The sequence below is a fragment of the Aporhodopirellula rubra genome, from assembly GCF_014192335.1.
GTDB classification, from domain to species: Bacteria; Planctomycetota; Planctomycetia; order Pirellulales; family Pirellulaceae; genus Rhodopirellula; species Rhodopirellula rubra.
The window spans coordinates 1-26,369 of sequence record NZ_JACHXU010000015.1 but is presented as its reverse complement, the minus strand read 5'-3'; the positions used below and the strand labels follow the sequence as shown (position 1 = coordinate 26,369).

Genomic DNA, 26,369 nt, shown 5'->3' with positions numbered 1-26,369 from the left:
TACCTTCCGCGTGGGAGCCCTCAATCGAACGCCAAAATCGGGCGCTGAACTCCCGATGATAGCCAATGTGCCGGGAACTGTCATTCTACCGGCGCCGGCGAATCTCTGCGGTATTTGGCCCGTCGTTCGGGGTGGCATCAGGCAGCACGGGTTGCGACTTGTGCGGCGAATGCCAGGTTGATCGACCGTTCGTTGCTTAAGCGAGAATCCCGTGAACCAGTTCGCCGTGAACGTCTGTCAGGCGGTAGTCACGTCCCTGGAATCGGTACGTTAATCGTTTGTGATCAAACCCGAGCAGGTGCAAGATCGTTGCGTGCAAATCGTGAACATGAACCGGATTTTCGGCAACGTCAAAGCCGAGTTCGTCGGTGCTGCCATAAACCATGCCGGGTTTCAGTCCACCGCCCGCCATCCACATGGTGAACGCATTGGGGTGATGATCGCGTCCGTCGTTTCCACCTTGAACCATCGGCGTGCGTCCGAACTCACCGCCCCAAATGACCAGTGTTTCATCGAGCATGCCTTGTTGCTTCAAATCTTTGACGAGGGCCGCACACGCCTGATCGGTGTCTTTGCAGTTTGATTCCAGTCCCGATTTCAGGCCGCCGTGCTGGTCCCATGATTCATGAAACAGTTGCACGAACCGAACGCCTCGTTGTACCAATCGGCGAGCCAGCAAGCAGTTGTTCGCAAACGACATTTTTCCCGGTTCGGCCCCATAGAGTTCCAGCATCGACGCAGACTCGTCGGCGAGGTTCATGGCCTCCGGTGCACTCGATTGCATCCGGAAAGCCATTTCGTATGAGTTCACACGCGTGGCAATTTCTGGATCGCCGACGACGTCGAGTCGCTTGCGATTAAGTTCGTTCACCGCCCGCAGAGTACTGCGCTGAGTTTGTTCAGTCATGCCAGGCGGGTTGGAAAGATACAGAACAGGATCACCACTGCTGCGGAGTTCGACGCCCGAATGCAGCGTCGGTAGGAATCCTGAATTCCAATTTCCCGCCCCGGCACTGGGTCCCTTCTTTCCACTGTTGAAAACGACATACGCGGGCAGGTCTTGAGTCTCACTTCCGAGGCCGTATGTCAACCACGATCCCATGCTCGGACGTCCGAACTGCTGTGATCCGGTGCTCATCATTAATTGGGCCGGCGCGTGATTGAATGCGTCCGTTTTCATCGAACGGATCATGCAAATGTCATCGATTACACTCGCCGTATGCGGCAGCATCTCGCTGATTTCGGTCCCTGCTTCGCCGTGTTTGTTGAACTTGAATCGAGGGCCGAGCAGTTGGGAGTTCGGATTAATGAACGCCGCCCGGTATCCGTCGAGAAGTTCAGCAGGAGGTAACGTTCCGTCGAGACGTGCGAGTTCAGGTTTGTAATCGAACATCTCGAACTGGCTCGGGCCGCCTCCCATAAACAACAGGATGACGTTCTTGATTTTTGCCGGAAAATGAGGCTTTTTCGGTGCCATCGGGTTCGACGCCGGTTCGGATAACGTTGCTCCGTGATCCGATGCCATTCCCGATTCAGCGAGAAGCGTCGTCAACGCGATGTGTCCCAATCCGATCCCGCACTGCCGCAGCAACCAATCGCGACGGGCCAAACGGGTCGCGTTAGCGGATGTGTTTGAGGATGCCGCTGTTGAGCAAAATGGCGTGTTCATGATTTTGTGATCGTTTCGTCGAGGTTCAAGATCGTACGGCTAACGACGATCCATGCGGCTAACTCCGCGGGCGTTTGCCCAGTCAACTGCAAACAAGAATGAAGGGGGACACCAATCAAATCTTCGAGACGCTCGCTCGCCTTGTCGTCGTTTGCCGAAGAACCCGGTTCGGCGGAGAACGCCACGCGTTGTTCGTTCAGCAAGTTCGTGAGCACGTCGATTTCGTCTGCGTCGGGAGTGCGACTCGTGCACAACCGGAAAGCATGAATGATGCGTTGGCAATCCGTTTCGCCGGGAGCATCCGCCCGATCGGTGGGGTGAACCTCTCGGAGTGTTCGGGATGCGAGGGCGCGAGCGGTGTCGACGAATTGAGGTTCGTTGAGCATCACGAGTGCTTGTAGCGGCGTGTTGCTGCATTCACGTCGAACACAGGACGCGTCTCCCTTTGGTGCGTCGAACACCTGCAGTGGCGGATACGGGATGCTGCGATACTGATGCACATAGAGCGATCGGCGGTATTGCGTTTCGCCGGAGTCCAACGCCCACACCTTGGGCCCATAACTGGTCGGAGGTTCGAACAGGAACCGCGGCGCGGGCGGATAGATGCTCGGACCGCCGATCTTCGTGTTCAACAGACCGCTAGCCGATAACGCGATGTCGCGAACCATTTCCGCTTCCACACGCCGTCGAGGCCCACGCGAGATCCACTCGTTTTCGGGATCCTCTCGCCATGATCCCGCCGAGGCGATCGAACTTTGACGGTACGTTGCCGAATCCACGATGAGTCGATGAATGTGCTGCAAGCTCCAGCCACTGTCGATCAATTCGCGAGCGAGGAAGTCTAACAATTCGGGGTGCGAAGGCGACGCCGATTGAAAGCCAAAGTCTTCCGGTGTGGAGACCAAACCGCGGCCGAAATACGCCTGCCAGATGCGATTGACGATCACCCGCGGAGTCGTCGGAGAATCCTTCGATACGAGCCAACGAGCGAATCGCAAACGGTCGGGGGAGTCGGACGTTTCCATCGGGTGCAGAAACGCGGGCGCGTCGGCGCGAACACGTTCGGTCGGGCTGAGAAAGTCGCCACGGTTGAGAACAAACGTCTCCCGCGGTGTTACTTTTGATACTGCAACTAACTGCGTCGCGGTCTCTGGATAACGACTCCACCACGATTCAATCTCTCGGTTCTGGGGGGCGAATGAATCCTGAGTCAATCGCCACTGTGAAAACAATTGCTTCCACTGCGCCGCCGATCGTTGTGCTGCCGGGATTTTTAGTAGCGGCAAAATGCTCGTGTTGACTGTCGTTTCAGGGATGACGTCCGAATCGGTGATGCTGAATCGGTATCGTCCGATCAGGAAGTTTTGGTTGTCATCGCTGTTCCAGCCGCCGTGCTTTTGCACCATCGTGAAAGTCAAGGTGGCCTCGCCGTCAATCACGATCGGCGACTCCGGGACAAAGATCGCATGCCGCGGTTGATTACGACGCCCGGGTGCGAGATCGGTTGTCCACGCGGTTTTCTCGTCACCATCAATCGCGTATTCGATCGGACCGACGACCCGGTCGTCTTTGGACGCCTCTTTAATACGGTATCGCGGTTTCAGGTCGCGCCGTGGCGGATTGACGTCGGCAACCGCTCGAACGAATTTGATATCGATCGCTTTGGCGTCTTTTGCGGTCGGTTGGATTTTGAGTTTGAACTCTGATAACGCTCCCGTTCCGTCAACGCTGCGCCCTGGTCCGCCGCGAGGGAGTTGCGGATGCATCAATGCATCGAGTCGCACTGCGGTAATCGTTCCGACGTGAGTGGTCAACGAGAAATCGTTGCTCGCCTTGGACGGCGCGTAACTCTCACTGATGATCGAGCCGTCCTCGAGAAGCCCAAACTTTTGTCCCTCAAATGGGACCGTCGTCGGTTTCATCACCGTCCAGGTTGGTTGCTCTGACGCAACCTTAGCCGCCCACGCCGCCACTTTTTCTTTCCAGTCCGGGGTAATCTCACGCAGGCGATTTTCGATGTCCGCGATCGCGTCTGCAATCTCGTCTCGAATGTCGGCTTGTTCCGGTGTGTAGACCGAGATGCAGCCTTCGTGGAAATCATTCAGTGCTGCGAAGATTTGATAGTACTCGGTGTGACTGATCGGATCGTATTTATGCGTATGGCATTGGGCGCACTGAGTCGTGATGCCCAAAATTGCTTTGCCGATCGCGTCAACACGATCAAACATTCCTTCCACGCGGAATTGCTCCGGATCCGCCCCGCCCTCTTCGTTGGTCATTGAGTTCCGCAGAAAACCGGTCGCAACCCGATGGCTCTGTGTTGCACCGGAGAGGAGGTCGCCTGCAATCTGCTCGACAATGAATTGGTCATACGGCATGTCTCGATTCATCGCATCGATCACCCAGTCCCGATAGAACCAAACCGAACGTGGCAGGTCTTTTTCGTAGCCCGCCGAGTCGGAATACCGGGCCACGTCGAGCCACCATCGTGCCCAACGCTCGCCAAAGTGAGGCGACTTCATCAGTTCACCAGCAAAAGCGTCCATTGCTTCGGCTTGCGGTTCTGCATTGACGAGGCGGTCGAGTTGTTCGAGCGTTGGTGGCAGGCCGACGAGATCGAGCGATAGACGGCGTGCGAGCGTTTCGGGATCGGCCTGTGGCGAGGGTGTTAGCGAACGCGATTCCAATTCGGCCAAAACGAAGTGATCAATTTCGTTTCGCACCCATTTACGCGTTTGCACGTCCGGCAATTCAGGTCGCCGCGGCGCGACGAAAGCCCAGTGTTCGTCGTAGGGTGCGTCTTGCGAAATCCACCGCCGGATTGTTTCGGCTTCCTCTGCCGAAACCGTTTTGCCCGTCGACGGTGGTGGCATGACAAAGTCCGGGTCGTCGCTCGTGATCCGCGCGAGGATCTCGCTGTCGTCGGGGCTTCCCGGTACGATCGCCGAAGATTCAATCGCGTCCTCTCGGATGTCCAAACGCAAACCGGCCTCGCGGGTCCCTTCGTCAGGGCCGTGGCAGAGGAAACATTTGTCCGATAACAGCACGCGGACTTCTGCATTGAAGTCGACGCGGTCTGCACCTCGTACCGGGCCGCCGATCAATACTACGCCGAACAAGAACAATACGGACGCGAAAACGACCGCGACGAATTTTGGGACGCAGGCGAGCGGGAATCGGAATCTCATGTGGCGTTCGCAGGCTTGGGGCACAAACGACTCCTTCAATGCGATCAGCGGAGCGGTGCGACGGGGTGGACCGGAAGGCGGGTACGTCGATCCAATTTTAGTTTGTAAAACGGATTCGCATCGCAATTTGATACTCGTTTGTACCACATCCTCGCCCAACGAAGTCGGATAAGAGTGATAAGCCGTTTGTTGGACCTCGTTCCGGATCGCCGTCACCGGTCTCGGTCGATCCACCACGGTGCAATTTTGGAACGTCGCGACCTCCCTCTCGCAGCCTTCCGCCGCCAACCGTCGCTCGGGAACGTCACCCACTCGAGCTTTTCTAGTCTATGTTAGTCCTCCTGTATCGGTACCAGCTCTTTGAGTTGTTCTCACTATCATGCCAACCTCGCCTGACTCGAATTTGATCGACAGTTTCTTCGTCTATGGAACACTCTGCCGAGGGCAGTGTCGCGAGAGGTGCTGGCCGCATCCACCGCTCGCCGTTACCCCGGGTTGGGTTTGCGGAGCTCTTTATGGCCGCTCCGACTACCCTGCCCTGACCGTGGGAGACGACCGTGTACAGGGTGAGCTTTGGCAATTTGAGCGTGCGTACTTGGCCGAGGTGCTGAAGGTGATCGATGCCGTCGAAGGCACGCACCAGCCCGGTACCGCGAACCTCTACGATCGTGTGGTTGTTGAGGTGTATCGGTCTGACTCAATCGATCAATCCGAAATCACCTCGGATGATTGCATCGGCAAAGCGTGGGGATATCACTACGCCACTCCACCTGAACTCGACGGCTTCGTTCGCATTCGTCCGAACGTAACCCAGTGCGTCCGTTGGCCACCGGCTTGATTCGGCACGGATTCCTGGATCGTCGACTGTTTTGACAATGCGACTTTTCAGATCCTTGTCTCTTCCTGATGCGCCACCCATTTTTGATACCCCACTTATTTTTGATACACTGGGGCGTGTCGTCGCTACATGTGTTGCGGGGGACCAAGGAATGAGACTGGGAACTTAAAAATGCGATCCTATCTGTTCTTGGCGATGGTTCTCTGTTTGACAGTCGTCGCAGTCCTTCGCCGCGGAAGAGAATCGGCTGTCGAGCCGTTGCCCAACCCGGCACGGAGTGAAGTCCATGTGCCGGAGCGTTTGGATTCTGTCGTTTCGATCGATGAAGCTGAAATCGATCTGGATCCGCTGCAAATCGAATTGTTCGAAACCACCCCCGATGCACTGCATCGAGCGAACACGGAAGGGTTCCGCGCCGCCGATGGATTGGGGATCTCCCGCGGCGGTCGGCATGTACTCATAGGTGATGACGCAGTGCGATTTATAGAAGACGCCAACGCGTTTTCGGATGAGCGAGCTGATCCGACCGCCAAGAATCCTTATGGAATGTGGGGGGCGCTGGGGACTCGGGCAAAGGACGCCGAGCATCCCACGTTGTCGAAGATGTCAGGTGAATATTTACGCGGACAAGACTCCGACGTGTGGAAGCTCGATCTAGTACAGCTAGTCAGTTTGGATCGGTTTAGTCAGCCCGTTGCTTACGACGAAAGCGAACTGCCGAAAATGCATTGTCTTAAAAGCGACCAAGTTCCTACCCGCCTACTCAATGCGTTCGAGACCCAGGCCGCTGAAAGGCTCCGGGCGGGCGAGAATCTCATTGTTGAACGGACGGCATCTCGAGTTTCGATGCTTGGGGCAATTCGGGCGAGCGACCAATGCGTCGATTGTCATGCCGCCGAGCCCGACGAATTGTTGGGAGCATTCACCTATCATTTGTTTCGCCACGACTGAAGGATTTTGCCTTGGGAATTTGTTTCGCTCTACACGCTGAAACGTTCTCGCGACATCGCGTAAACTAAAACGTTGTCCGGTGCGACGTGGATTTCGGTATGTACTGGATCGGGATAGCGTAGCGATACGCTGCTCTCCGACCTCGGACTGTTGACATATTTTGGGCTCCCTCATGACCTATAAAACATCAACCTGTTTGGCTGACATGGGAATCGGGCGTCGATTGTTGATAGGCAGCGTGCTATTAACCGGATTTTGGGCGAGCGTTGCCGGGATTGCCCGCGCCGCCGAGACGGACTCGGGTTACGCCGCCGAGCGGCAATTAGTGATCGACCCGGAAGGCGTCCGTGGCAATTGGGTCACGGCGTTGGACATCAGTCATGATCGCAAATGGTTGGCGGCCGCCGATGGTAAAACGGTCCGCGTTTGGAAATTGGATTCGAGACAGTTGTGGTCGACACTCCGCGGCTTTCAGGAGCCGCATGGATTGTTAGTTGGCACGATTAACAGTGTTGTGTTCTCTCCCGATGGACGCTTTTTGATCGTCGGCGTAAGCGACAATACGAAATTGGGTTCGACGCGGGTTTACTCACTCAACAGCCCTGACCGTATTCACGGTTTGTTGCCGGGCCACTCCGGATGCACGTCAGGAGTCGCGTTTTCGCCCGACGGGAGATTCCTCGCGACATGGAGCTGCGACGGTACCATGATCGTGTCTCGATGGAATGCCGAGGCGGGAACGACGAGTGACCCGTTCACGGTGAACCTGCGATACGATCCACGGACGGCATCGAACATCGAATTTGCCTATTTCGGATTTCCGAGTGGCAGCGAATTTCTGATTCATTGTGACGGTCGCAGTGTGCAGTTTGTGTCGACGTCGCAGAGGCGTGCGATCGGTAACGCGGATCCATTGCCGCCGAAGATTCGTCGATACTTCTTGGGCACCCGTGACACTGTCGTTGACAACGGAACATCGGAATTGAATTCACCGATTACTGGCAATCTGCTCCGCCAAGAGGTGCTCAATCGGGCCTGTCCGGCGTGCGCCGCCAAAGCGGTCGATCGCAAGTTGAAACAAATTCAAGAAGAGAATCCGCACACGATCGAAAAATTGTTGGACGTAGGAAGCTTGTTCCTCGGCGACAACGATCACATGACGATCGCCGGATCTACCGTGCAGTTAAACGAACGCGTTAGTGAATACTGGATCGGTGTTTGGAAACAGCCTACCGGACCGCCATCGCTCTATTATGATCGGCATCGTTTCTTTCCCACCGCGGTGACGGTAAAGACTGAATTAGGATTGGCCGCCAGCGCCGATGCGCTGGGAGAGATTCACATTTGGAATCTCAATACGATGGAGCGCATCCACCGCATCCGCTCCGGCGCACTGCCGATATACCGAGTCGTTTGGCCCTATGATTCCAAACGGTTGCTGATCTCAACGGCGCCTCTGCCGCAGAATCAATATCGTTATAACGTTGCCGGTGCGATCACTCACCAGTGGAATGTTCAGCCGCGGCGAATCGCTAAGCAGGCGGCGAGCGTGACCGGCGAAGCCAACCCGGTTCACATGGATCGAGCGACCGGTCGACGGTATCACCTTCGCACTTCGCCCGGCAGTGGCACGTTGCAACTGAGAGAATCGGACGCGAACAATCGCACGGTCGGCGAAACGACGTTTGATATCCGCGAGTTCGCTTTTGCGGGTGATGGCGACACGCCGACCGCGTTTGCGTTTTTGCCCAATGCCAACGTGATGTCGGATCCGGCGCCGATTTTGGTCGGGACGCAGCGTGGTCGTTTATTACAGGTCGGCTTTCGCAACGGTCGATTGGCGGTCAAGCGAGTCTTTCTAGGCCACGATTCGGTCGTCTCCTCAATCTCGGTCTCACCAGACGGTCGGAACTTTGTCAGTTCGTCGTTTGACGGAACCGTCCGCTTCTGGGAAATATCCGCCCCGCGAACGCTCGGCGATCTCGATGCGATCTGTTGGGGAAACCAAGTCATGGAGGTGCCGCCGGGCAGTGAAGCGGCGCGGGTGGGGCTGATTCCTGGTGACAAAATTCTCTCATTCGACGGCCTGCCGTTTTACGAACGGATGAAAAGAATGCTCGACCGGGACTATCGTGCCGGCCAAAACGTCGAAATCCGCTGGCTCCGAGATATGAATCATCGCGAACCCGTCTTGGCCGGACAGTCACGTCAAGAACCGGGCCCGACCACCGCACTTCAGAACGCAAACGTCCGTCTCAGCGAAGCACCCGACTATGTCGAACCCAATCTCAGTGTGTTCTTTTCGAGCGGAGGAGAGTGGGTCGTTTGGGATGCCCAAGGGCGATACGACGCCAGCCCGAACGGAGAACGCTTCATTGGATTTCACCTCAACGGGCAACGCCATGAGCCCGCTAATTTCCATCGCGCCCAGCAGTTTCAGTCAGTCCTCTATCAACCCAAGCTGATCGATCAAAAGTTGCGAGCACTTGGGATGCGAGTCGAAACGGTCACCGGCCAACCGACCCTGGCGGTCGCACCTGAATCGGTACCGGCGGCACCCAACCAACTGCCTGACGATTTGGCGGATATCGCACCGCCCTTGGTAAGGCTAACTTCGCCCGATCGTTTATTCAAAACCGATGAAGCTGAGATTGTTGTTGAAGCCGAAATCTCGACCCAGAGTCACCTTCCGGTTGACTCGATCCGCTTCGCAGTCAACGGTCACTCGCCACGCACGTCTTACCGAGTTACGCGTACGTACAGCCGGGGTGATCGGGTTCTGATGAACGTCGCGCAAACCATTGAGTTGGAACCGGGCAGCAATCAGATCGAATTGGTTGCCGCTCACGACCACGCGCACAGCCAAACGGCGAGAATGTTGATCCAGCGTCGTGCACAAAGAGTGGCGACATCGGTCAAGCCAAATTTGTATGTGCTCGCAATCGGAGTAAGCCGGTATGAACGAGAGGATCTGAGCCTACGGTACGCTCACCAGGACGCCACTGACTTCGTTGCAGCCTGTCAAACGATGAACCGCGGAATGTACGGTGAGGTTGAGTGCAAACTGCTTACGAACGAAAACGCGACGTCGAGCAAAATCCGTGGTGCGATGGGATGGATGTCACGCAAAGCAAACGACCCGCGAGACGTCGCGATTTTGTATCTCGCCGGCCATGGTGCGTTTGATCCTTGGGATGAATGGTTCTTCGCACCCTACGACATTGATCCGGAAAATCTTGAGCAAGCCGCCATCTACATGAACGATTTCGAGCCCTGGTTGGAACGTAAAATCGGAACCAGCAAAAAGATCGCATTGCTCGACACGTGTCACGCCGGCGGCATCCAAACGCACCGCAACTTTCAACCGTTTAATAAGCGTGGCGTTGACCCGTGGCGGCAACAGCAACTGATGTACATCGTTTCCTGTGTGGGCGAGGAACAATCGATTGAACATTCTGACTGGAAGAACGGTGCGTTTACGGAAGCCTTGTTAGAAGCTTTGCACACGAAGGCCGCTGACAGTGACAATGATGGCTATCTCAGCTTCCTCGAAGCCGAGTTGTTCCTCACGCGTCGTGTCTCGCAGATGACCGATGAAAGACAACATCCATCGGGAAAGAAGCCACTCAACGTCAGCGACCCGCCATTGTTTTCGGTCCCGGTGGCAGTATCGCCGCACGGCCCCTCGGCACTGGTGACGGATTGATTTTGCATCGCATCACGCTGCCCCCACATCGCTGTTCCTACCGCCCTGCCCTGCCCCGAATCGCCCTACCCTGCCCTGCCCCGTTTCAGCCTGCCCTGCCCCGATTCGACTGCCCTGCTCTGCCTCGCCGCCCTACCCTACCCCGCGGCAACCTGCACGCGGTTCGTTATGATTGGTGTGCCTGAATATTCACTGTCTTCACTCCTCCACCCACGCACGCACCATGACCGCTTTTTGTCGCTACATCGATTCGTCTGGGAAAGTTCGATTTGCCCTTTATCAGTCACACGGATCGGACGCATCGAGCCCCGCGAAGGTTTGTCCGCTTAGTTCGATTACCGACGAGGCGACCGAGGAAGTGTTGGCGACGGACAATCAAATCTTTGCGTGGTCGGCTGAGCAGATCGCCGAATTGCCTGATCCGGCCGCGTCGCAGTGGATCAACGCACCCGCGAAGTTGTTACCGCCGGTCAACAATCCGGAAAAGGTCATCTGCATCGGTTTGAACTATCTCGATCACGCGATTGAAACCGGCTCGGAGCCACCTGAATTGCCCGTCGTCTTTAGTAAGTTCAACAGCAGCCTGATCGGTCACGGAGACGCGATCGTTCTGCCCACCCTCAGTCAGAAGGTCGACTATGAAGCGGAGCTCGTCGTTGTGATCGGACGCACCGCGCGTCACGTCAGCAAGGAGGACGCGATGGATTATGTGTTCGGGTTTACCGCCGGGCACGACGTGTCGGCCCGTGATTGGCAAAAAGGACGCCCCGGTGGCCAGTGGCTGCTCGGTAAAACGTTTGACACTTTTGCACCCGTTGGTCCGGCGATCGTCACCAAAACGCAATTCGGTGACGGTTCCGACGCGAGCGTGAAGATGTATCTCGGCAACGACTTGGCTCAGTCCAGCACGACGGCACAATTGATTTTTGATATCCCGACGTTGATCTCACACCTCAGCGGATTTGTGACGCTGCGTCCGGGAGACTTGATCTTCACCGGTACGCCACCGGGCGTCGGTGCCGCACGCAATCCGCCGCGTTTCCTCGCCGACGGCGACGTCTGCACCGTCGAGATCGAAGGCATCGGTCGCTTGACTAACCCGTGCCGTGATGAAGTTACATCTCGCTAAGTTTCGCCTGGCTAGAACGAAGAGGGGTTTGCCGTCGCCATCGTTGCCCGACGGTGCATCACGTCCTGGCGAACGTCGATTTTTATTCTGGAACCGATGGCTTTTTTAAGCTTGCGTCAACGATTGCTCTCGCAAGATAGCAACGTGTCATTGCGTGATCCGGATCACACTGAATGTGATCGAGGAACTCGTCCTCGGATGGCTGGGTTTCAATCCAACCAAACAATCATACGGATAGTTCTCGTGGTCATGGAACCACCTGTCGACGTCGTCTTCAAACGGCCGTCCGCTTGAAGACTCGACGTCGACTTGTGAACGGCTATTCGCCTTCGTTTTGCGCTTCCGCGATGGCTTCGCCTTGCGCTTCGATCGCTGCCCAGTCCACGTTGTCAGGCGGCGTCAACTTTTGTGCTTCCCCACCGTTCTGCGAACATGCGGGAAGTAACAGTAATCCGAGGGCAACGCACAGGGGCCGAATCATTCGTTTGGTTTTCATCGTTTAAAATCCTTCGATGGTTTCTTTGGAAGCAATGGATCCTAATGCTCCCCACAGACCATAGGGGCTTTTTTGTCCGACATTGCCGTAGTTCTTGGAGATGCTCTTTGCCTTGCGATCGCCCGCTTCGATGGAGTTGGTAACGAATTTCACCGCGCCATCGGCGATCAACACGTGGACGCCGCCTTGGTGGTGGCTCGACGCACTGAAGACGCCCGACTGCCACGACGTTCCCCACTGCATTGCGCATGTGGGCGAGTTTGGTGGCAGCACGGTATTCATGCCGCTGATCATTAAGTGGGCGTTCCACCAGCGACCCCCGCGAGAGGTTCCGCCGCTATTCCACAGCGTCACGCTGTTTTCAATGAACTGTGGTCGATCCGGATCGATTACCGCGGTGCAGACAGTCAAATCAGATCCCATCGCATCGTTGTTAGGGAAGTAAGTTCGATCAACGACCGATCCTCCAACGCCACGGTCGCCTAGGTCTGTCATGATCTCGGTCATCGCGATTGTGTTCGACAAACCATCCAAGACGTCGCGGAACTTGCGTGGCGTGTCACGCATGAACATCCCGCGAAACACGCCGCGATCGGCCCACTGACTCGATGGTGGGTAGCCGACACGCAAACTGGCATCACCGTGACAGAAAGCGTAATTGATCATGCCTGTACCTAACGGCGATATTCCTGGATCCGATGGGCATCGCAACGTTGGTGTTTGCATTTGATAGGGATCGTATTCGTTCAAATCTACCCACGGGCGAGGGCCAAACGGTGGCCATGATCCATTGGCGGTCGTATCCGTTGGCGTTTCACCCGCCTCGGGTGCCAACGGGTTAGACATCATTTCCCACAACCCTTGCTGTTCCATGAAAGGCAGCATCCCGATGTATGGACTGAGTCCTCGTTGAGCGGCATATTCTGGACCAGTGCCATTGGGAGGCAACTGGTTGTAGGCCGCATGGTAATTGTGCAGTGACAATCCAATCTGTTTGAAATTGTTGCCACACGACATTCGACGAGCGGCTTCGCGAGCCGCTTGTACCGCTGGCAGTAAAAGACCAACTAAGACCCCGATGATCGCAATCACGACCAAAAGTTCGACAAGCGTAAATGCTTCTCGTTTCGTGCGCATTCTCACGGTACGTATTCCTTTGTGAATGAGTAGAAAAACAGAGCAGCCAACGGGAATCCATCACCCGGAGATGATCGACAGCGGTTGTTGTGCCCACGTAATCCAGAGGGGGAGGCGATAGATTTTGGACATTGTTTCTTCACAAAATCGAAGAAATGTCCTTTTTGATGTCCAAAAAACAGCGACGTGGACTCTTCATTCATGTTGGTCAACGGATCACATCCATCCAAACAATCTCATGAATGCCTGCTAGCGACACAGAAATACGATGAAGAATTATCAGATTGGACGACGAGGATTTCTCAGAGTGGTCGGTGGTGTGGGCGTCCTCTCCGCAACCGCACCCGGATACTGCATGGGACGCGAAAGTGAATCGACAGCATCGAATCCCGTAGCGGAAGGTGTGTTGGTGGAGGCCAGTCAGTTCAGAGACTTTGGTGGTTGGAAACTGGATACCCAACATTACCAACAAATGGGCGGCTGTTATTTGTTGGCTCACGGAATGGGCAGTCCCGTAGAGGATGCACGTACAGAGGTTAAGCTTCCCGAAGCAGGGACCTGGAACGTTTGGGTAAGAACGCGAGATTGGTGCCAAGGGCAATGGAAATCGCCGGGGCGTTTCCGCGTCACAATCAACAACGAAACTTTGTCTTCCGATTTCGGAACCGAAGACACTCATTGGCATTGGCAAAAAGGTGGCAGCGTTGAGATCACCGATCCGGCTGATGTGCAAATCCAACTCTCCGACCTGACCGGGTTCGACGGTCGTTGCGATGCAATCTATTTCTCAAAGTCGTCGACGCCATCGCTTCCGACGGACGACGCGGGTGAGGTCGTGCGATGGAAAGATCAAACGTCCGGAAGATCATCATGGAAGGTGGAAGAAAAGAAATTCGACCTTGTGATCGTGGGCGGAGGGATCTCGGGATGCGGCGCGGCACTCGCCGCAAGGTCCCAAGGGTTGAAAGTCGCCTTGATACAAGACCGGCCTATCTTTGGCGGTAACGCGTCCGAGGAAATTCGCGTTCACACCTTGGGTATCCATGGACGCGCAGGCGGAATTCTTCAGCAAATCGACACCGAACACTATCCCAACGGAAGCGAACTCGCTCGCAAGGATCAGAAAAAGCGAGAGGCCGCGATGGCTGCCTCAGGCGTTGAACTCTTTTCCGGTCATATCGCCTGTGGGTTATCCAAGAACGACGGCCGAATCGAAAGTGTCGAAGCCAGAGAAGTCGCAACCGGACGTCTTCGCCGTTTCTACGCACCTGTCTTTGTCGATGCGACTGGCGATGGGTGGTTGGGATATTGGGCGGGCGCTGAGTACCGAATCGGGCGAGAATCGCATACCGAATTCGACGAAGCGTGGCCCAAGCATGGTGATCTCTGGAGTCCTGAAACGCCCGATCAACGCGTGATGGGAACATCAGTCCTTTGGAACGCCGAAAAGACCAGTCAACGAAGCGTGTTTCCGGACGTCCCTTGGGCGATGCCGGTCGCCAAGGATCACGAAGCGACGGCTGGCGAATGGTACTGGGAGTATTCCGACAACGACCTCGATCAAGTCAAAGATGCCGAACTCATCCGGGATCACATGTTGCGAGCCATCTATGGTTCGTTCTCTAACGCGAAGCGTCATCCCAAGAACGCTCCCTGGGCACTGAAGTGGGTGTCCTTTGTCGGCGGTAAACGTGAGTCGCGACGACTGATCGGTGACCACATCTACACGATGAAGGATGCTTCCGAACGCCGTTCATTCGAAGATGCGGTGGTGGTGGAAACCCGAGAGATCGATTCGCACTATCAACAGGTTCTCAAGGGGAACCCGGTGGACTTCCTGTCCAAAGCGCTGTTTTACAAGACCGGCGGCGAGTATTTCGTTCCGTTTCGCAGTCTTTACTCGAAGGACATCGACAACCTGATGATGGCCGGTCGGTGTTTCAGTTGCTCACACATTGGACTCGCCGGACCGCGGGTCATGAACACTTGTGGACAAATGGGAGTCGCGACCGGGTATGCCGCCGCGTTGTGCAAATCTCACCAAGCGACGCCTCGCGAAGTAGGGAAAAAGCACATGCAGGAGCTGCGCCGTTTGATCGGATTTGAGGATCAATCCACCTGATGCGGCACTGGGTCAATCTTGCATTGTTGCTTGTCTTTAGCACTCTGGTTTTGACCGGCGTGTTGGTGTTTCTGTTGCCATTCTCGCAGACCAACACGCGTTTGCACGTGGTATCCGGCGTCGTTTGTACGGCATTGATTGTCAAGCATGTGTTGGGGCGGATCCCCTATCTCCGTTCCGCGTTTGCAATCCGGTCGAAAGTAATCGGGCCGATTCTGAGAACCAGCGTTGTGGTGTTTTGGGGGGGCGTGCTGGTCGCGTCCGTTACGGCGTTGCCACCCACCAATTGGTTGATGGACCAAAGTTACGAGGTGCGTGAGCGACTGCAAATTGTCCGTAGCTCGTCGCTCGTGGGATTCGGGCAAACAATGCCCCATCGACGAATCGTTGTCAGGAAGGCCAAACAGGACACGAATGCATCACTGTCGATTCATTTGGGATATTCCACATGGCTCGACGAACTCCCCACGACCGCAGTTTGGGTTGAGTCGACAACCGGCACGATGATCGAAACGCTGTACCTCGATGAATCGATTGCTTACCGCGACGAGGTTTCCGGTCGTGATGCAACGCTGCGTCGTAGTGATGTGCTACCGATTTGGCGACATGCCTACACCGCCGTATCTGGAGTTGATGCCAAGGGTGACGTCGACGGCATGACCGGAGCGACTCAGAACCACCGTTTCGAATTGGATGGATATCTCACGCCTGGAGAGGACAACCGGTTTGTCGTTTGCGTAGAAGTTAACTTGCCCGGCGACGTCAATGAGCAGTGGAGAGACGTCGAATGGGGACAGCCGTCGTTGCTTTACACAGCGTTGATTGATGTCGATAGCGAAACTCCGCATGCGATATTGGAACTGACCGGGCATGGAGGCGGTTTGCAGAGCGATGGGAATATTCGCTACGACTTGGAATCCGTAACGACCGCTCGCGGCATTGTTGATTTGTTTTTGGCTAAATTGGATGTGCCGCGACCCGAATTCATCGAAGTTCGTGAGTCGCATCCGATTGTAACCTACTCTGCCGCCCGAGCGAAAGCAGAAACCCATGAGTGACAGCAACGAAGAAACTGCCGAATTCATTCAACTCTTAACCGAGTCTCAACGTACGTTGTTTCAATACATCCATTCGCTGATTCCCCATCGAAATGATGCCGACGAAGTATTGCAGGAAACAAACCTTGTGCTTTGGAGGGAATATCACCAATTCCAGCACGGCACGAATTTCCGGGCGTGGGCCTGCACTGTCGCCTTGAATCAGGTTCGCGCGTTCACGTCCAAGCGACGGGCGAAACGTCCGTTCTTTGACACCGACACCCTGATGTTGATCTCAGAACGCCAGCAAAAAAAGTCGGCGTACTTTGAAAGCCGACTGGATGCGCTGGAACGGTGTGTCAAAAAGCTGCCACAGCGGAAAAGGATGTTCGTCGATAAACGCTATCGAATCGGCTTCACCATCGAGACGATTGCGAAGGATATGGGCTCCACCGTAGATGCTGCTTACAAAATGTTACGCCGAATTCGCGAGGATCTGCACACCTGTGTCGATCGAACGCTTTCTCAAGAAGGACTTGGCAAATGAATCACCGAGAATCCTACGAACAACTGCGAGACGCTTACCTCGATGGCACGGCGTCGCAATCCGATGTCGATGATTTGCGTCAATATCTCGAATCGTCTAACGAATTGCTCGACGACTACATCGAACACGCCAATCAAGATGCCGCGTTGCTATGGGACGGGCTGCCTGATTATGAACCGCCGGTGACCCAGTCTTCGTCAGCGAGCAACCGCATGAATTTGTTTTGGCGGTATGCTCCCCTCGTTGCCGCGACGCTGTTGTTCACCGCTTCGATCAGTTGGGAATGGATTCGATCCAATCCGAAACCGGTTGCGACGATTCTGTCGTCGACGAACTGCCACTGGGGAACCGGAACGTTGCCAACATCAGTGGGGCAAGAATTGCAATCGGGCCGTTTGCGGCTGATCTCTGGAATCGCCGAATTGCAGTTCTCGAAAGTCACCGTTTCGATGGAAGGTCCCGTCGATATCGAGCTGATTTCCGCTGAACGTTGTCGACTGCATTCGGGAAGTATCGTCGGATCGGTGAGCAAAGGTGGTGAAGGCTTCGTTGTGGAAACACCGGGTGCGGAAATCGTCGATGGCGGAACGAAGTTCGGTGTGTTCGTTGACAAGGTCGGCCACGCACGCCTTGATGTACTGGAAGGCAAGGTCGATGAAAGGCGATTGGGGCGTGGACGTCAATTGACCGTCAATACTTCAAAACAAGCCTCTCCTGGCGAAAACGTTAATCCGGAAATGTTTTGGGAACCTGATGAACGATCGCTAGAGAACGAATCAATCCGCGGGGCTCATGATAAGGTGATTCATGTCAGTTCGGCGTACGGCACTGGGGACGAAGGCGATGTCACGACGGGACCCGATCAAGAAGGCGTGGAGTTTCCGCGTCCAGAACATGCGTTGTTGGTGAAACACTCACGATGCCAGGAATGGAACAGGAAAGCGTTCATTCGTTTTGACCTTACGAGTGTCAGTACGCTGGACCTGTCGCAGGTTGATTTAAGGCTAGAAGGCATCCCAACAGGGATGGGGTACATCTCGCAAGTGCCTGATTCCACCTTTCGTGTTTATGGGATTAAGCCTGAGTTCAACATCGATTGGAGTTCGCAAACTCTTAATCGGTTCAATTTCCCCGCACGACTTCACAAGACGCACGACCTGGATCTGGACAAGGTGCAGTTGCTCGGAGAATTTGTTATCGCACAATCGAAGCCTCAAGGGCAATTCATCGTCACTGACCCTCGGTTGCAAAAGTTCATCCAAGACGGTTTGGGATCAACCGTGACGCTCGCCGTGACTCGCGTGACTCCGGAAGCGGGGTCCAAAAGCTATGTTCATGGGTTTGCAGACCGCACTCATCCAACGGCCAGTCCACCGACGTTGCGTCTGCAAGTGAAACCGCCGGCTGGTGAATAAAGATTTCAACGCCTCGAGTTAAATTAGTGATTTAAACGCCGTGAAATTCTACTCGCCCTCCTCATTCCATTTATAAGCTGCATTTTCGCATCAATCAAAACCTGAATCGCGAGCGAAAGACCACGCCGGAAAAATGGTCTTTTTATAAGCGTGTTGGTAGGTCTGGAAGCATCGAATTACCACCAAGCGATTGTTAGCACACTGTGCATCAGACACGGGCTGATTCGGTCAATGCCATTTTGCTGTCGCTAAAGCAAATTGAATCTCAACCAAATCGTTTGTGAACGAAGGGAAATGAAAGAACGCGTAATAGATACGCGAGAGTTTGAGATGTCCCTATCCTGCTTTGGATTCTTGCCATGTCTGTGGTCATCGGTCGGCTGAGAACACGCACGCTGCAGTCTTGATGCGACGTTTCTTGCGGCTAAAAAGCGACTGGCGAGTATTGAAGAGGGCCATGGAACGATGTCCGTTCATTCCCGCTGGTCTGGTTGCTCTCGGAAATCGTACTCAATTCTCAGCGACTGAAAAGCGAGAATGCTATTGTTCTGCGTTTTTGTCATCAGTCCCGCACGAGGAGAAGAACCCCATTGAATGATGGAGTTCGCATCAATAGGGTTCCCGTTATTGACATTGATTAGCGACCAGTCGGCCCCGTTCTCCGACCAGGAAAACTGGCAATTGCGACCACCAACTGCTTCGTACCTTAGTAGCAGCGACTTCCTGTCCCCAATGATTTGCTTTGATAAAACTTGTGTTGTGCCATCTTTTGTTCGTGCCAGGATCAGCTCGGCGCGGTCGATCATCAGGGCCAAGTAGTTTTGTTGATTACTGTAGAGACCGATTCCACTCATTCCGTCACCTTGAAGAACCTCCGCCTGAACAGAATAGTTGCCAGTGCTTGGCCGCAGTCCTACAAAAGCGATTTCGTTGTCGGAGGGTTTGATGCGAAGTTGGCCATTGGCTACTTCAATGGACGGTTTGGAATGATTGGTGTCCCATTCTAAAAAAGCTAAGTTCTTGTCCGAGGTAAAGTCAGCTTCCCAAACGGTTGCTCGCTTTTGTTCTGTTTTTTTAAAGGGGAGTTCCGCCCTCGCGGAGGGCGTGCTTCCGTTCTTGAAATGTGGCCATCCTGTTTCAGCATCCCACTCAACTTCATCAAGCATCCCTTGGCGACCTATGAATTCGAAATCAGTGGCGTGATAAGCATGATAGAGGTAGAAGTGACGATTGTCGGCCGTTGTTACCAGGGTGCCATGTCCGGGGCATTTCCATTCTTTACCACCGGAAAGAATCGGATCTGGTAATTGCTCCCACCCGAACTTCAGGTTTTTTGATCGCGAAACCTTAACCCGGTAATCGCATCGATTGTCGCAGCAACCACCGATGGAATAGAACAGATAATAATAACCTTCGTGTTTTACCAAACATTGTCCCTCATCTCCCGCCCCCTGCCATCCACGCGAGTGGTCTGTCAAGGTGAACGCATCCCCAAGCAAGCTTAACCCATCTTCGCTTAGTTCTGAGCCAAGTATCTCAATCGGGCGTCCGTCAGTTAAACCATAGGCTTTCCAGGTGATGTATCTTTTTCCATCGTCATCGTCAAAAACGAATGCATCAATTGCTTCTTCGCCCCATTCGATGATGATTCCATGATCGGTAAACCCTTGTCGGATGTCTTTTGTCGTTGCCACTCCAATGCAGGCGATTCGGTTGTCTTTGCGTTTTGTGGTGTAGTAGACATAGAATGTCCCGTCGCGGTAAAAAAGCTCGGGCGCCCAGAAATCGTCCGACGCCCAATTAGGAGTGTCACGGAAGACTGATCCTATTCGTTCCCAATTAATAAGGTCGGATGATTCATACAGAGGATAGTGGGGGGCAAAGTCGCAACTCGTTCCCGCGGCATAGTAGATTTCCCCCACGCGTATGATTGTGGGGTCTGGGATGTCGCCAGCGATTACCGGATTTACGTACGTCTCTTGCATGCGGTCGGTTTCGGTTCCGGAGCCATCCTGCAAACGCCTTTGGTTTTGAATCACTAAACGTGTTTCTAACGTTCCCCGTTCGGTGGTCTGTTGGGGGAGCTGTAACAAAACACTGGATCCGTACAGACGCATTGCTTCGTTAGTGCTCGATTGAGGTTGCTCTGTGTAAGTTCTGGGCAACGCTGCTCGCGAATGAACCATCGGTACTATCAGGCGTCCCGAAAGGTCCGCAGGATCTTGACCCTGACGCTCGTAACCTAAGACGGAAGGCTCGGTGGCGACTGCGGGAATGGAGAAAGCAAAAAAAATGCTCGACACAACGAGACCCCACCAAGGTGTGTTGGAGTCACATTTGGTCAACACGGAGGCGGTCTCAAGTGTACTCATCATCACGGTTCGATTGTCCAAAAAGGTTTCGCGTTACAGACGAGACCCGAACGTCACCACGACAAACCGTTCCCAGAGTCTCTAGAGAAAATGTCATGTCGGTGATTCAGTCAGATGGTGGTCTGAAAACTTGTTGCGGTAAGGGATTCACTGGATCGCCTCGATGCAATTTAAGCCAAAACGATTGGTCGCAAGTCTTTGCACGTGTTACGGAACCAGGTTGAATTGGCATGAAAGCTAACGGGGGACGGTGCATCACCGCTCTGGCGGAACGAACATCGTCCGCAGATTGTCGTTACTCGAAGGATAGACGTTCGCGGCTTTCACGCAAATTGGGTGAAGCAAAGGCGGCAATGAGAAACCTAATGCGATTTTTAAGATAGATGGCAAGTGGGGAGTTGCGAGTCCCCTCTTGCTCCTTCCGCTGTTTGTTTCTGCTACGTGTACTTTTTCGTCTGGGTGTTTGCTCTTAGTATTCAACGATGGTTCGGTCTGCGAGAAACGATGTATTCAAAGATCCCGCAACGCTAGTCGCAGATTTTGGTCTGCGCGCAACACGCTCTACCCATGGGGATGTCCCATTTGTTGTTGAAACTCTCGATGGCCTCTCTGATTAAAACGTAGGGTTTCGGGTTTTTAACTTCAATGACTCGCCTCCCATTTTCATCGCCTAGGCGATGAAAATGGGAGGCGAAGTCGATTCGCCGGATGCCTGTTCGGGGCGTTGCAATGCGGCGATGAGCAATGGCATTTTGCTATGTCCGGAAATTCGTCGGAAGCCCTTCTCGGCTTCGAGCAACGCATACGAAAGCCAACGAGCGGCCTGATCCGTTTCGGCTCGAAAGCGGGTCACGCGGCCAAGCTTGCGGCGTGTGTTCAAAAATGAGTTTTCGATCGCATTGGTGCTCAGCAGAGTTCGGTGCAGCGTGTTGGGGACGTTCAAGCGATGAAGCGCCAGCAGGTCGCCACCGGCTTCGTGCAGGCTCCGGTAAGCTTCCGCATTGATCGGCTCCAAAAGTGATTTCAACTCGCCGAATACTTCCTCGGCGGCCTCGATTCCTTGGACGCTGCGAAGTCGCGTGAACAAACGCGACAGCTCGCCCCAGTGGCGTTTGGAAAGCTTGCCCTTGATATTGCGTTCCTTGTGAACCAAACAACGCTGGATGACGGCATCGGCAAAGAACTCAACGACCGCCCCGCGAAGAGCATCACTGCCATCGAGAACTGCGTACAGGCGATGCTCGCAAGTGAACCCGCGTCGAACGATTCGGCTCATCAGTTCACGCGAAACCTCCAGGCTTTCGCTGCTGCCAAGTGCAAAATCCAAAACCTGTTTGCGGCCTTCGCTGTCGATTCCCAGAGCTACCACGGCTGTCTGATCCTTGCTCAAATGAATGCCGTCGAGCATCAATACGCACCACTTCGTTGCCTTCAGATCCTTGCCTCGAAGCTCTTCCACAAACTTGCTTCCGGCTTCTTGCCAGAGTCGCGAAACATTTGACCTTTTGACACCGGGAGAGTTTGGCTTGATGTCTTCGACACTGCGGGCACTGACGCCCGAGACGATCGCCTGAACGATCTGGGCCTGCAACTGCTGAGGATCTTTGGCGACGCGATAGGTAGTCAGTTCGACTTCGTGGCTCGATCCATCAACGGACTTCTGACGAACTCGAGGGCGGACGACGTCTTCACGCTCGCCTTCGTAGAGCACACGGCCTGAACTTGAACCAGCTCGATAGTGATCGCTCGGCGAAGGATCATGCTTGGGGCCGCACAACTCGGTCACCTCCGCGGCCATGACCTCACAGATCATCTCACGCACGTGACCTCGCAAAAAGTCGCGAAAGACTTGCCCTGTTTCCGAGGCAGAAACTTGCCCCAGTGATTCCAAAAGATTAGCTTCGTTCATGATGGTCTCCCCGTCGGTTGCCGCCGACGAATATTGAAAAGTTGCGAAGGGCAGATTCTGCCCCTCGGGAGACCATCTTTCAACTTTCAACAATTATTGGGACACTTCCCTACCCATCAAGATATGCAAGCAATGAAGATGCAATCTCTCAGCTTTCTTTTGTTCTCTTGTGTCGTGCTGTCGACGACAGTGGTCGCTTTGGCTCAGGAGACGAAGCCGCTAATGAAACAGCAGGGGCAATCCGGGAATCCCATTTTTACAGGTTGGTACGCTGACCCCGAAGGTGCAATCTTCGCTGATCAGTACTGGGTGTATCCCACTTTTTCAGATGATTTCGGCATTGAAGCGAAGCCATCTGAGCTAACCGATCAGCAGGTGAAATTGCAAAAGAACACGATCAATCCACAATATCTCAAGCAGACTTTCCTTGATGCATTCTCTTCGCATGACTTGGTCAACTGGGAAAAGCATTCTCGCATTTTGGATATTACCAATGTGAAGTGGGCTGCCTATTCGATCTGGGCACCAGCAATTTTTCACGCCAACGACAAGTACTACCTTTTCTTCGGTGCAAACGACATTCAGAGTGATCAGGAACTTGGGGGAATTGGTGTTGCAGTCGCTGATCATCCAGGAGGCCCGTTTCAAGATGCATTAGGTAAACCGCTTGTTAGCACGTTTCAGAACGGAGCTCAGCCAATTGATCAATTTGTGTTTCGTGATGATGATGGTGAAATTTACATGTATTACGGTGGCTGGCGGCATTGTAACGTCGTCAGACTAAGCCAGGATTGTCTCAGCCTCGTGCCGTTTGAAGATGGTGAGACATACAAGGAGATTACACCGGAATCGTATGTCGAAGGGGCATTCGTGTTGAAACGCAATGGTGTCTATTACATGATGTGGTCAGAGGGTGGTTGGGGTGGTCCTGATTACAGTGTTGCGTATGCGAAATCTGATTCGCCACTGGGGCCATTTAAGCGGATCGGTAAAGTGCTTCAGCAGGATCCCAATGTTGCACGGGGGGCGGGGCATCACTCTGTTATAAATATTCCCGGTACAGACGAGTGGTACATGATTTACCACCGTCGACCTTTGAATACGCAAAACGGGAATCATCGTGAGACCTGTATTGAATACATGTACTTTGATGAAGATGGCAATATCAAGCCGATTCAGTTAACGATGGAAGGGGTAAAGAAGCGGACCTTGTCCGCGGAATTAAACGACTAAGCAGCTAGGTGGATGCGTCGCCGAGTCGCCGGCTGGAACCTCGACTACTTGGCGTAAGTCCTAGGCACACAAAGAGTTTAGTGTGCGTTTGCTGTAGGGGCGGCCGAGATGGTTAGGCAAATCAAATCAGCAGAACGTCACTGTGCTGATAGTGATTCTGGCTCATTGCGACTCATTGCCGCATCTGCTCTAGATGCCGCTGAGACCCTAGCAGCCTGTTGATTTTCAACACGCTCGCGCTATCTTCTATGCATCACATTTTGGAGAGGTATTGATGGCACTTGGCAAGCGAAGGCGAGAACGCCAGGACACGTTCTGGGTCACTGCCGATAAACTCAGCAACGGACCGCGGAACGTTTTCTACGACCGGCTCAATCAGTTACTCGCCGAGATCGATTTCGACGGCAAACTGGAGTTGGCCGTCGAGCCGTTCTACCAGAAGATGGGACGCAAATGCCTTCCACCGGGCATCTATTTCCGCATGATCTTCATCGGCTACTTCGAAGACATCTCCTCCCAGCGAGGCATTGCGTGGCGGTGCGACGACAGCCGATCGCTGGCTCGCTTCCTTGGCTACGGCCCCGGAGAATCCACGCCCGATCACAGCACGCTGTCGCTCACCCGCGAACGACTGCCGATGGAGATCCACCAGTTTGCCTTTGAGCTGATCCTGCAAGCGACCCGTGACAACGGACTGCTTCGAGGCAAGACGATCGGCGTCGACGCAACGGACCTCGAAGCCAACGCATCACTCAAGAGCATCGTTCGCAAAGATAACGGCGATGATTGGCGGGCCTACCTGAAAAAGCTGTACGAAGAAGAGACAGGCAAAAGCGATCCATCAGACGATGAATTGCGTCGCTTCGACAAGTCACGCAAAGACAAGAAGAAGGTCAGCAACGAGCAGTGGAAGAGCGAAACAGATCCTGATGCTCGGATTGGCAAGATGAAAGACGGGCGTTTTCACTTAAAGTACAAAGCCGAAAACGCCGTCGATCTTGATACCGACGTGATTGTGGCCGCCGAGATCTATCACGGTGACTCGGGTGACACCGCCACGATCGAAGACACCGTTAACACAGCAAAAACCAATGTGGACGCCACGGATTGCGATCACAACATCGAGGAAGTGGTTGCCGACAAGGGGTACCACAGCGAAGACTGTTTAGACCGATTGCAGAACAAGACCGGCATGCGAACCTACATCCCGGAGCCGCACCGATCGAGCAAGCGAAAGTGGAAGAACAAACCTGAGCCAGTCAAAGAGTCGTATCGACGTAATCGCCGCAACACGTTGGGCGCGCGAGGTCGCAAGTTGCAACGCAAACGCAGTGAAAGAGTCGAACGCACGTTCGCTCATCTTTGCGAGACGGGCGGCTCACGACGAACGTGGCTTCGCGGAATAGAGGATGTCAAGAAGCGATACATGAGCGCGGCAATGGCTCATAATCTGGGCCGGATCATGCGTTCGCTGATCGGAGCAGGCAAACCAAGACACGCCGCGTTGCTGGCCGCACGTGCCGTGTCGGCTTTTGGGAGCTTCTTCCGTATCCTAGATCGCCATAACAGCGAAATCATCGAATCAACGACCGATTGCTGGTCCGCTTCAACTCAAACAGGACCAATTTCATCCAAAGCCCAAGTTCGTTGGTCGATGACCGGTGATTGGGCGTAAATCAACAGGCTGCTAAGCTGAAATCAGTTGACTTTTTGCTGATTCTCATGCAGTTTGCGCTAGATGCGCTTTATATGAGAGGCCTGTCGCCGATGGATTGCTGATCCCAGGTGAACAAATGGTTCTCACCACTTGGCGACAATGGAAGCAAGAGGATGCACTCCTGCCTGCTATGCTACAACGTCCAGTACAACAGTTGCCCGTGAAGGTTGCCTAGTAGAAAAGAGGTTGTCTTGCTGCGACTTCATCGTGGCCTAGGCTACGCGATTGCGATCCTTCTACAACGCAAATGAAAAGCATGCACTACATTGTCGTTTGGATACTCATACCACGCTTTTAGTTGGGGAAATCATGTCGCGTTTGATCAGCCTGTTAACTTTCTGCATTTTACTGGCGACGTTGTCTCTTTGCGGGCCGGTGGCCGTTTGTGGGGATCCAGTTGGGTTGTTTGAACGGTTCCAAAATCCACCCGACTCGGCTCGGCCTGGTGTTTACTGGTACGTCATGGATGGACATCTCAATCGGAAGGGAATTACAGCGGACTTGGAGTCGATGAAGGAGGCTGGGATCGGCAACCTCATTTTTCTGGAAGTCAACGTTGGGGTTCCGCGTGGCAGTGTTGATTTTCTAAGTGACCAATGGCAAGAACTCTTTGCACATGCCGTTCACGAATGTGAAAGACTCGGGATTGAATTGACGTTGGGCTCCGGTCCGGGGTGGGCCGGTAGTGGTGGGCCTTGGGTGGATCCAGAGCAGTCTATGCAACATCTCGTTGCCAGTACGACGCAAATGAAAGGGCCAGCCAGATTCAACGCACCATTGGCGAAGCCTGCACCCCGTAATCCTTATTTTAGGAGCTGTTCGGAAATAACTTCGGGATTTCATGCTGGTAGAACATAGTTGAATTTACCGAGGGTTTCATCACGCTCTGTCGGTTCGTTTTGA

At 54.1% G+C, this 26,369-nt stretch carries 17 protein-coding genes; 11 read left to right on the top strand and 6 right to left on the bottom strand.

What is annotated here, in order from left to right; all coding sequences use genetic code 11:
• Positions 1–196: 196 nt before the first annotated feature.
• Positions 197–1,669 (bottom strand): DUF1501 domain-containing protein, encoded by a 1,473-nt coding sequence (locus FHS27_RS19250; protein ID WP_184306508.1) that lies wholly within the window; start codon positions 1,667–1,669, stop codon positions 197–199.
• Positions 1,666–4,857, bottom strand: a complete 3,192-nt coding sequence (locus FHS27_RS19245; protein ID WP_246420229.1) for a PSD1 and planctomycete cytochrome C domain-containing protein — start codon at positions 4,855–4,857, stop codon at positions 1,666–1,668. Before FHS27_RS19245 ends, FHS27_RS19250 begins: the two co-directional genes overlap by 4 nt.
• 379 nt (positions 4,858–5,236) lie before the next feature.
• Here FHS27_RS19245 and FHS27_RS19240 point away from each other — a divergent pair, with 379 nt between their 5' ends.
• The 4 genes from FHS27_RS19240 to FHS27_RS19225 all read left to right on the top strand — a co-directional run bounded on the left by FHS27_RS19240 (position 5,237) and on the right by FHS27_RS19225 (position 11,481).
• The gene (locus FHS27_RS19240) at positions 5,237–5,695 is read left to right on the top strand and encodes a gamma-glutamylcyclotransferase family protein (RefSeq protein WP_184306507.1); all 459 of its coding nucleotides are present in this window, start codon (positions 5,237–5,239) and stop codon (positions 5,693–5,695) included.
• 171 nt (positions 5,696–5,866) lie between these two features.
• Positions 5,867–6,646 carry a hypothetical protein gene (locus tag FHS27_RS19235; protein WP_184306506.1) on the top strand — a complete coding sequence of 260 codons (780 nt, stop codon included), beginning with the start codon at positions 5,867–5,869 and terminating at the stop codon, positions 6,644–6,646.
• Between the two features lie 172 nt (positions 6,647–6,818).
• Positions 6,819–10,352, top strand: coding sequence for a caspase family protein (locus FHS27_RS19230; RefSeq protein ID WP_246420227.1), 3,534 nt, complete (start codon positions 6,819–6,821; stop codon positions 10,350–10,352).
• 223 nt (positions 10,353–10,575) lie between these two features.
• On the top strand, positions 10,576–11,481 hold the full coding sequence (locus FHS27_RS19225) for a fumarylacetoacetate hydrolase family protein (RefSeq protein ID WP_184306505.1): 906 nt from the start codon (positions 10,576–10,578) through the stop codon (positions 11,479–11,481).
• 319 nt (positions 11,482–11,800) lie between these two features.
• On the opposite strand, the gene FHS27_RS19220 is transcribed toward FHS27_RS19225, so the two are convergent.
• Positions 11,801–11,977: a hypothetical protein gene (locus FHS27_RS19220; RefSeq protein WP_009094190.1), complete on the bottom strand. Its 177-nt coding sequence runs from the start codon at positions 11,975–11,977 to the stop codon at positions 11,801–11,803.
• 3 nt (positions 11,978–11,980) lie between these two features.
• Complete coding sequence (locus FHS27_RS19215; protein ID WP_184306616.1) at positions 11,981–13,114, bottom strand: DUF1559 domain-containing protein; 1,134 nt, start codon at positions 13,112–13,114, stop codon at positions 11,981–11,983.
• 268 nt (positions 13,115–13,382) lie between these two features.
• Between FHS27_RS19215 and FHS27_RS19210 the strand changes: the two genes are divergently transcribed.
• From FHS27_RS19210 to FHS27_RS19195, 4 genes are read left to right on the top strand one after another with little or no spacing between them, the layout of a single operon-like run.
• Entirely contained in the window at positions 13,383–15,236 is a 1,854-nt protein-coding gene (locus FHS27_RS19210) for an FAD-dependent oxidoreductase (protein ID WP_184306504.1), read from the top strand.
• A gap of 23 nt (positions 15,237–15,259) precedes the next feature.
• Positions 15,260–16,294, top strand: coding sequence for a hypothetical protein (locus FHS27_RS19205; protein WP_246420224.1), 1,035 nt, complete (start codon positions 15,260–15,262; stop codon positions 16,292–16,294).
• Complete coding sequence (locus tag FHS27_RS19200) at positions 16,287–16,820, top strand: sigma-70 family RNA polymerase sigma factor (RefSeq protein WP_184306502.1); 534 nt, start codon at positions 16,287–16,289, stop codon at positions 16,818–16,820. Before FHS27_RS19205 ends, FHS27_RS19200 begins: the two co-directional genes overlap by 8 nt.
• On the top strand, positions 16,817–18,235 hold the full coding sequence (locus tag FHS27_RS19195; protein WP_184306501.1) for a FecR domain-containing protein: 1,419 nt from the start codon (positions 16,817–16,819) through the stop codon (positions 18,233–18,235). The genes FHS27_RS19200 and FHS27_RS19195 overlap by 4 nt, the downstream gene beginning before the upstream one ends.
• Positions 18,236–18,708: 473 nt before the next feature.
• Here the strand turns inward: FHS27_RS19195 and FHS27_RS19190 are convergent, their stop codons facing one another.
• The gene (locus tag FHS27_RS19190; RefSeq protein WP_184306500.1) at positions 18,709–20,610 is read right to left on the bottom strand and encodes a family 43 glycosylhydrolase; all 1,902 of its coding nucleotides are present in this window, start codon (positions 20,608–20,610) and stop codon (positions 18,709–18,711) included.
• Between the two features lie 667 nt (positions 20,611–21,277).
• Positions 21,278–22,609 carry an IS256 family transposase gene (locus FHS27_RS19185; RefSeq protein ID WP_184306499.1) on the bottom strand — a complete coding sequence of 444 codons (1,332 nt, stop codon included), beginning with the start codon at positions 22,607–22,609 and terminating at the stop codon, positions 21,278–21,280.
• A gap of 39 nt (positions 22,610–22,648) precedes the next feature.
• Between FHS27_RS19185 and FHS27_RS19180 the strand changes: the two genes are divergently transcribed.
• The 3 genes from FHS27_RS19180 to FHS27_RS31680 all read left to right on the top strand — a co-directional run bounded on the left by FHS27_RS19180 (position 22,649) and on the right by FHS27_RS31680 (position 26,324).
• The gene (locus FHS27_RS19180; protein WP_184306498.1) at positions 22,649–23,749 is read left to right on the top strand and encodes a glycoside hydrolase family 43 protein; all 1,101 of its coding nucleotides are present in this window, start codon (positions 22,649–22,651) and stop codon (positions 23,747–23,749) included.
• 274 nt (positions 23,750–24,023) lie between these two features.
• Positions 24,024–25,424: a transposase gene (locus tag FHS27_RS19175; protein WP_246420221.1), complete on the top strand. Its 1,401-nt coding sequence runs from the start codon at positions 24,024–24,026 to the stop codon at positions 25,422–25,424.
• Positions 25,425–25,775: 351 nt separating this feature from the next.
• On the top strand, positions 25,776–26,324 hold the full coding sequence (locus FHS27_RS31680; protein WP_184306615.1) for a glycosyl hydrolase: 549 nt from the start codon (positions 25,776–25,778) through the stop codon (positions 26,322–26,324).
• Positions 26,325–26,369 lie beyond the last annotated feature (45 nt).

Bases quoted from the DNA above. Each gene is read 5' to 3' on its own strand.
- FHS27_RS19250 (WP_184306508.1), bottom strand. From the start codon at position 1,669: ATGAACACGCCATTTTGCTCAACAGCGGCATCCTCAAACACATCCGCT.
- FHS27_RS19245 (WP_246420229.1), bottom strand. From the start codon at position 4,857: ATGAGATTCCGATTCCCGCTCGCCTGCGTCCCAAAATTCGTCGCGGTC.
- FHS27_RS19240 (WP_184306507.1), top strand. From the start codon at position 5,237: ATGCCAACCTCGCCTGACTCGAATTTGATCGACAGTTTCTTCGTCTAT.
- FHS27_RS19235 (WP_184306506.1), top strand. From the start codon at position 5,867: ATGCGATCCTATCTGTTCTTGGCGATGGTTCTCTGTTTGACAGTCGTC.
- FHS27_RS19230 (WP_246420227.1), top strand. From the start codon at position 6,819: ATGACCTATAAAACATCAACCTGTTTGGCTGACATGGGAATCGGGCGT.
- FHS27_RS19225 (WP_184306505.1), top strand. From the start codon at position 10,576: ATGACCGCTTTTTGTCGCTACATCGATTCGTCTGGGAAAGTTCGATTT.
- FHS27_RS19220 (WP_009094190.1), bottom strand. From the start codon at position 11,977: ATGAAAACCAAACGAATGATTCGGCCCCTGTGCGTTGCCCTCGGATTA.
- FHS27_RS19215 (WP_184306616.1), bottom strand. From the start codon at position 13,114: ATGCGCACGAAACGAGAAGCATTTACGCTTGTCGAACTTTTGGTCGTG.
- FHS27_RS19210 (WP_184306504.1), top strand. From the start codon at position 13,383: ATGAAGAATTATCAGATTGGACGACGAGGATTTCTCAGAGTGGTCGGT.
- FHS27_RS19200 (WP_184306502.1), top strand. From the start codon at position 16,287: ATGAGTGACAGCAACGAAGAAACTGCCGAATTCATTCAACTCTTAACC.
- FHS27_RS19195 (WP_184306501.1), top strand. From the start codon at position 16,817: ATGAATCACCGAGAATCCTACGAACAACTGCGAGACGCTTACCTCGAT.
- FHS27_RS19190 (WP_184306500.1), bottom strand. From the start codon at position 20,610: ATGATGAGTACACTTGAGACCGCCTCCGTGTTGACCAAATGTGACTCC.
- FHS27_RS19180 (WP_184306498.1), top strand. From the start codon at position 22,649: ATGAAGATGCAATCTCTCAGCTTTCTTTTGTTCTCTTGTGTCGTGCTG.
- FHS27_RS19175 (WP_246420221.1), top strand. From the start codon at position 24,024: ATGGCACTTGGCAAGCGAAGGCGAGAACGCCAGGACACGTTCTGGGTC.
- FHS27_RS31680 (WP_184306615.1), top strand. From the start codon at position 25,776: ATGTCGCGTTTGATCAGCCTGTTAACTTTCTGCATTTTACTGGCGACG.